Source organism: Buchnera aphidicola (Cinara strobi), from assembly GCF_900560745.1.
Taxonomy (GTDB): Bacteria; Pseudomonadota; Gammaproteobacteria; order Enterobacterales; family Enterobacteriaceae; genus Buchnera_F; species Buchnera_F aphidicola_AJ.
This window is the reverse complement of record NZ_LR025086.1, coordinates 1-6,154: the sequence shown is the minus strand read 5'-3', so window position 1 is coordinate 6,154 and position 6,154 is coordinate 1. Positions and strand designations below refer to the sequence as shown.

The following is a 6,154-nucleotide window of genomic DNA, read 5'->3' as shown; positions in this document are numbered from 1 at the left end:
TAAAAAAATGAATAAAAATTAATTTATCAAAAACAACCCCTTTTTTTTCTATTATAAAATATATATTATAATATATATATATTTTTTAAAAAATATCAAGGATCAGGAAATTTAGTTAATTGCTGTAATTTAAAATATTCATAATTTACTTTTCGTTTTAAGTTTGTTAAACCAAGTTCGCATAATTCTTGAATAGAATATTTTTTAACAAGATTATTTAAAATATATGATCGAGCATGCTTTTCCTCTAGTTGTATAATTTTAAAAGCTTTATTTTTTTGTTTTTTAAAGAAGTGTTTTGATCGTCTAAAAGATAGTGCGAAATTAATATGCTTTTCCTTCGCTTGCTGTTCAGCTTCAGGAAAGGTAATCGGGGGTTGATTTTTTTTTATTAATTGATTATTAATCCAATGTAGTTGTTTTATTCGAATATCAATGAATTTTTCTTTTGAAATATTAAATAACATAAAAAATAAAGGTTTTAAAAAAATAATCTTTGGAACATATATCCCTAAAACATGATCCCATACTTTTTGACATTTAATTAAACCTATAGGTTCCATGAATTTTGTAATTAATCGTGATGCTCGAGTAATGGACTTATTTCCTGTACTAGAATAAGTTGATAAACCACATACATCAGATAATTTTTCTACTGAAGCCATCACTAATGTAGAAACAATATTAAAGTGATATAACATTGCTTGAACCATCGCGCGCAATGCGCGCGCGCGATGCTCATTTAATCGTCTCTTTCGAAATACTATCAGACGTTCTGAAACCTTATTTTTTCTATTAGTGCAGTATATTTCATTACGAGCAACATCTACTTGAGCAGCACGCTTCATAGCGTATCTAATAAAAGCCGGTCTTTTTTTATGATTCCCGGGTTGAATAAATTTCGGGTATGGATTATACACGTATCTTTTTTTTAACACAAATTATTCCTATATTTTAGTCATCAAAAAGGAAGTAAATTATAAACAGGGGTTTTATATACTTTTTAATATTAAAAAATAAAATAATTTAATTAACCTCAAAAAGTTACTAAAAAAATATTATTTAAATTAAAATACATACTATATATAAAAACAGTTTTAAAAAAAATTAAATAAATCTCTTTAAAATTAAAGACATCGAAATTCTATATGTAATTTTTCATTTATGAAGTTTTTCTAACTCCTTATCTACTTGTGTAGATTTCCAAATATAATTAAAAGCATTAACCATAGCTTGAGCCGAAGCTTCTATAATATCAGTAGCTAACCCTACTCCATGAAAATTACGTGATTTATATTGAACAACAATGTCAACTTTACCCAAAGCATCTTCTCCTTCACTGTTAGCCACTAAGTTAAATTTTTTTAAAAGTATTGGATATAAAGTTGCTTTACTTAAAGCTTGATAAATAGCGTCGACGGGTCCGTTATTTGTAGTAGATTTTTGAATATTAATTTTAGATCCACACATTAAAACAATAGATGCTACAGATAAACCAGACAATTTAGATTGTACATCGAAATATTCTAGTTTGAAATATTCTTCAATATTTTGCTGTTTCTTAAAAAAAGCTAAAGCCTCTAAATCGTAGTCAAATACTCGACCTTTTTTATCAGCTAATTTTAAAAAATCAATATATAATTCATTTAAATTATAATCATAATGATGATATCCCATTTCCTTCATTCGATACTCAACTGCCGCTCGACCTGATCGAGATGTTAAATTTAATTTACAATTATTTAAACCAATAGAAATAGGATCTATTATTTCATAATTCTCTCTGTTCTTTAATACACCGTCTTGATGAATTCCTGAGGAATGTGAAAATGCATTTTTTCCTACAATAGCTTTATTTGAAGAAACAGGCATATTACAGAATTGACTAACAATTTTGCTAGTTTTATAAATTTCTTTAAAATTAATATTAGTAAATGTATGTAAGGATTTTTTATGAATATTTAACGCCATAACAACTTCTTCTAAAGCTGTATTCCCAGCTCGTTCACCTAATCCATTAATAGTACCTTCGATTTGTCTAGCCCCTGCTTCAACAGCGCTAATAGAATTACCTACAGCCATTCCTAAGTCATTATGACAATGAACAGAAACAATAGCTTGATCTATATTTGTAACACGATGAAATAAAGTATCAATTATATTTTTAAATTGAGTTGGGGTAGTATATCCAACTGTATCTGGTATATTAATAGTATTTACTCCAGCCGAAATAACAGTTTCTACAATATTACATAAGTTATCTAGCGAAGTACGTCCGGCATCCTCACATGAAAATTCAATGTCATCAGTATATTTTTTTGCTCTTTTTATAGAAGAAACTGCCATATCTTTTATTTCATCAAAATTTTTTTTTAATTTAGAAGATATATGTAAATTAGAAGTACCTAGAAAAAGATGAATTCTAAAATTTTTAGCACTTTGCATAGATTCTGCTGCAACATCAATATCTTTAGGTAAACAGCGAGCTAGACTACATATTTTACTATTTTTAATAATTTTTGAAATAGATTGAATAGATTTAAAATCTCCGGGTGAAGAAATAGGGAAACCTACCTCGATAATATCTATCCCCATACGCTCTAAAGCTAATGCAATTTGTATTTTTGCATGTACATTTAAACTTGCCTGTAACGCTTGTTCCCCGTCGCGTAATGTAGTATCAAAAATAATTATTTTTTTATTCATATTATACAAACCTTTCTTTTCTGTTATTTATTTATAATAAATCTAAAGCTTATTAAGCTAATTTTTTATTATTTTATGTATAAATTTTTCTCTTAAAATTATTTTTTATAACCCTCAGAAATTTATTTTTTTAAAAAAAAATCTGAGGATTTAAATATTTGATGAAATAAAAAATAATAAAAAAATTAAATTAAATCATATTGTTTATTAATTTTTTCATATAATTTAATTTTCTTTTCATGCTTCAATGTATAATCAATATTATCAAAACCATACATAATGGATTGTTTTTTAACACAGTCAATAATAAAAGAAAAATGATGTTTACCTATAAATATTTTTTCTTTTAACAGGTCAACAGTGCAGTTGATGCCTATATTATTGTTTACTATAAAGAACATTTTATCTATTATTGAATTAGACAAAGAAATCAGCAACAATCTATTATTGAGACAATTATTTAAAAAAATATCAGAAAAACTATGAGCAATAATTACTTTAAAACCATATCCCGTTAAAGCCCAAACAGCGTGTTCCCTTGAAGAACCGCATCCAAAATTATTACGTGTTAATAAAATACTAGCATTTCGATAATCTTTTTTATTTAAAATAAATTGAGGATTTTCCACAAAACCACAATCGTCTGAAAATCTCCAGTTATGAAATAAATGTTTTCCAAATCCAGTTTTAGTTATTTTTTGTAAAAACTGTTTGGGGATAATTATATCCGTATCAATATTTGATGCCTCAAAAGGAGCAACAATTCCAACATATTTTGTAAAATTTTGCATAATAAATAGAATCGTCTTAAATATGGTTTTTATGAGGAAAATTATTAACATTAACAAATTTTCCATATAAAGCAGTTTGAGCAGCTAGCCACGGGCTCATTAAATGAGTTCGCCCTAGTACCCCCTGCCTTCCCTCAAAATTTCTGTTACTAGTAGAAGCGCATCTTTCTTTAGGTTTCAATTGATCTTCATTCATACCTAAACACATTGAACAACCAGGATGCCTCCATTGAAAACCAGATCTTTTAAATACTTTATCCAGACCTTCCTGTTCTGCTTGTCTTTTTACTAAACCAGAACCTGGAACAATAAAAGCGTCAACTTTACTAGAAATTACTTTATTTTTTACTACAGAAGCTACGACTCTTAAATCCTCAATACGAGAATTAGTACAAGAACCAATAAAAACTTTATCTACTGGGAGATCTAATAAACTAGAACCAGGATTTAATCCCATATAATCTAAAGATTTTTTTACATCTTCTCGTGTATTTGAATCACTAAAAGATTTTAATTCAGGAATATTAGCATCAATATCCATTACTTGAGAAGGATTAGTCCCCCAGGTAATTTGAGGAGATAAAGAAGATATGTCTATAGAAATATCTTTTTCAAAAACAGATTCTGGATCAGATTTAAGAGAATTCCATAATCTTTTATACTCACTCCAAGAACGATTCTTAGGAGAAAAATTTCTATTTTGTAAATACTCATAAGTTATAGAGTCAGGCTGAATAATTCCGGATTTTGCTCCCATCTCAATAGCCATATTACAAATTGTCATTCGACTTTCCATGCTCATATTTTTTATGATAGGACCTGTAAATTCAACAACATAACCAACCCCTCCTGAAACACCTATGTTATTAATAATTTTTAAGATTATATCTTTTGCATATACATTTTTATTTAATTGACCATAAATATATATTTTCATATTTTTCATGCGATTTTGAGGTAAAGTTTGAGTAGCAAGAACATGCTCTACCTCAGAAGTCCCAATACCAAAAGCTAGCGCCCCAAATGCACCATGTGTAGATGTATGTGAATCACCGCAAACAATTGTCATTCCAGGTAAGGTCATTCCTTGCTCAGGGCCAACAATATGTACAATTCCTTGATTAATATCATCTAATTGATAACAAGAAATTTTTGATTCTTTACAATTTTTTATTAATGTTTGCATTTGCAATTGCGCCATTTCAGAAGAATCATTAATATTCCTTGAAATAGTAGGAACATTATGATCCATGGTAGCAATAGTTTTGTTTGGACAGCGAACAGTTCTATTTTTTACACGCAATCCTTCAAATGCCTGAGGAGATGTTACTTCATGAATCAAATGTAAATCAATATAAATAATTGGAGTTATATTTTTATTTTCATATATTAAATGTGAATTAAATATCTTTTGGTATAATGTTGTATTCATTTATTTTATAATCTCAGATAGTGTTTGTGCAATTTTAGTTCCCATTTGATCTGTTGATAAATAATCTTGACCATTAGAAATGTCAAAAGTACGATAACCTTTTTTTAAAGTATTTATAACTGCTAACTCAATATATTCAGCTATAATATTTAAATTTAGGGAATATTTTAATAAAAGAGATAAAGATAAAATTTGAGCAATAGGATTAGCTAACTTTTTACCTTTTAAATTTGGCGCAGAGCCCCCGGCTGGTTCAAATAATCCAAAAAAATTTTTATTTAAACTAGCAGATGGTAACATTCCAATAGACCCAGTTAAAATAGCACATTCATCTGATAATATATCTCCAAATAAATTAGAACATAGTATAACATCAAATTGAGAAGGATTGCTAATCAGCTGCATGGCTGCATTATCTACATATAAGTGATTTAATTGAACATCTGGGAAATTTTTAGAAACTTTTGTTACTACCTCTCTCCATAAAACCGAACTTTCTAAAACATTTGCTTTATCTATAGAAAATACTTTTTTTTTTCTTTTTAAAGATAATTTAAACGCAATATTAGCAATTCTTTCAATTTCTTTTGTAGAATAAATTTCTGTATCAAATGCTGAAATATTTTTTTTATCAAAAGTATTTCGTCCTTTAGGTAAACCAAAATATATACCACCAATTAACTCACGAACACATAAGATATCAAATCCATCTTTTATAACCCTCCCTCGCAGCGGAGAAAGCTGTTTTAAAGCAGCATTTAGTTTAATAGGCCTAATGTTTACAAACAAATCAAAAAATTGTCTAAGAGGCAATAAAGCGCCTCTCTCGGGCTGTTTGTCACGAGGTAAATGAGACCATTGTTCTCCTCCTACAGAACCAAATAAAATAGCGTCCGATTTAATACATCCGTCTAATGTTTTTTTAGGAAATGGGGTCCCGCAGGTATCAATTGCAAAACCACCTATAGGGAGTTCATTAGTATGTATTTTTACATTTAAATTATTATTTATAACCTCTAAAATTTTATAAGCCTCTAACATAACTTCAGGGCCAATTCCATCACCGGGGAGAACAGCGATTACATAAGATTCTTTCATTATTACCTTCTTGTCAACCTTGGTTAAAAATTTTTAAATAAAAAAATTTACTAAATAAAAGTATACTATATAAAATATAGTATGTCTTTTCTTTTTTTTTTTTTTTTAAATGTTTTTTTGCATTTTT

General features: G+C 27.9%; 5 protein-coding genes. All 5 read right to left on the bottom strand.

Annotated features, from left to right (window positions below; genetic code table 11):
- Nucleotides 1–95 precede the first annotated feature (95 nt).
- Nucleotides 96–938, bottom strand: coding sequence for a plasmid replication initiator RepA (gene repA, locus EAO23_RS02055; protein WP_158349277.1), 843 nt, complete (start codon nt 936–938; stop codon nt 96–98).
- 220 nt (nt 939–1,158) lie between these two features.
- A complete protein-coding gene (gene leuA, locus EAO23_RS02050; protein ID WP_158349276.1) occupies nt 1,159–2,706 on the bottom strand; it encodes a 2-isopropylmalate synthase in 1,548 nt (515 codons plus the stop codon).
- 185 nt (nt 2,707–2,891) lie between these two features.
- Nucleotides 2,892–3,500 carry a 3-isopropylmalate dehydratase small subunit gene (gene leuD, locus EAO23_RS02045; protein ID WP_172575460.1) on the bottom strand — a complete coding sequence of 203 codons (609 nt, stop codon included), beginning with the start codon at nt 3,498–3,500 and terminating at the stop codon, nt 2,892–2,894.
- A 13-nt stretch (nt 3,501–3,513) separates the two neighbouring features.
- Nucleotides 3,514–4,929, bottom strand: a complete 1,416-nt coding sequence (leuC, locus tag EAO23_RS02040) for a 3-isopropylmalate dehydratase large subunit (RefSeq protein WP_158349274.1) — start codon at nt 4,927–4,929, stop codon at nt 3,514–3,516.
- Nucleotides 4,930–6,027, bottom strand: coding sequence for a 3-isopropylmalate dehydrogenase (gene leuB, locus EAO23_RS02035; protein ID WP_158349273.1), 1,098 nt, complete (start codon nt 6,025–6,027; stop codon nt 4,930–4,932).
- Nucleotides 6,028–6,154: the final 127 nt, after the last annotated feature.

Excerpts from the sequence above, each read along its gene's own strand:
- leuA (WP_158349276.1), bottom strand. The coding sequence starts at position 2,706 with ATGAATAAAAAAATAATTATTTTTGATACTACATTACGCGACGGGGAA.
- leuC (WP_158349274.1), bottom strand. The coding sequence starts at position 4,929 with ATGAATACAACATTATACCAAAAGATATTTAATTCACATTTAATATAT.
- leuB (WP_158349273.1), bottom strand. The coding sequence starts at position 6,027 with ATGAAAGAATCTTATGTAATCGCTGTTCTCCCCGGTGATGGAATTGGC.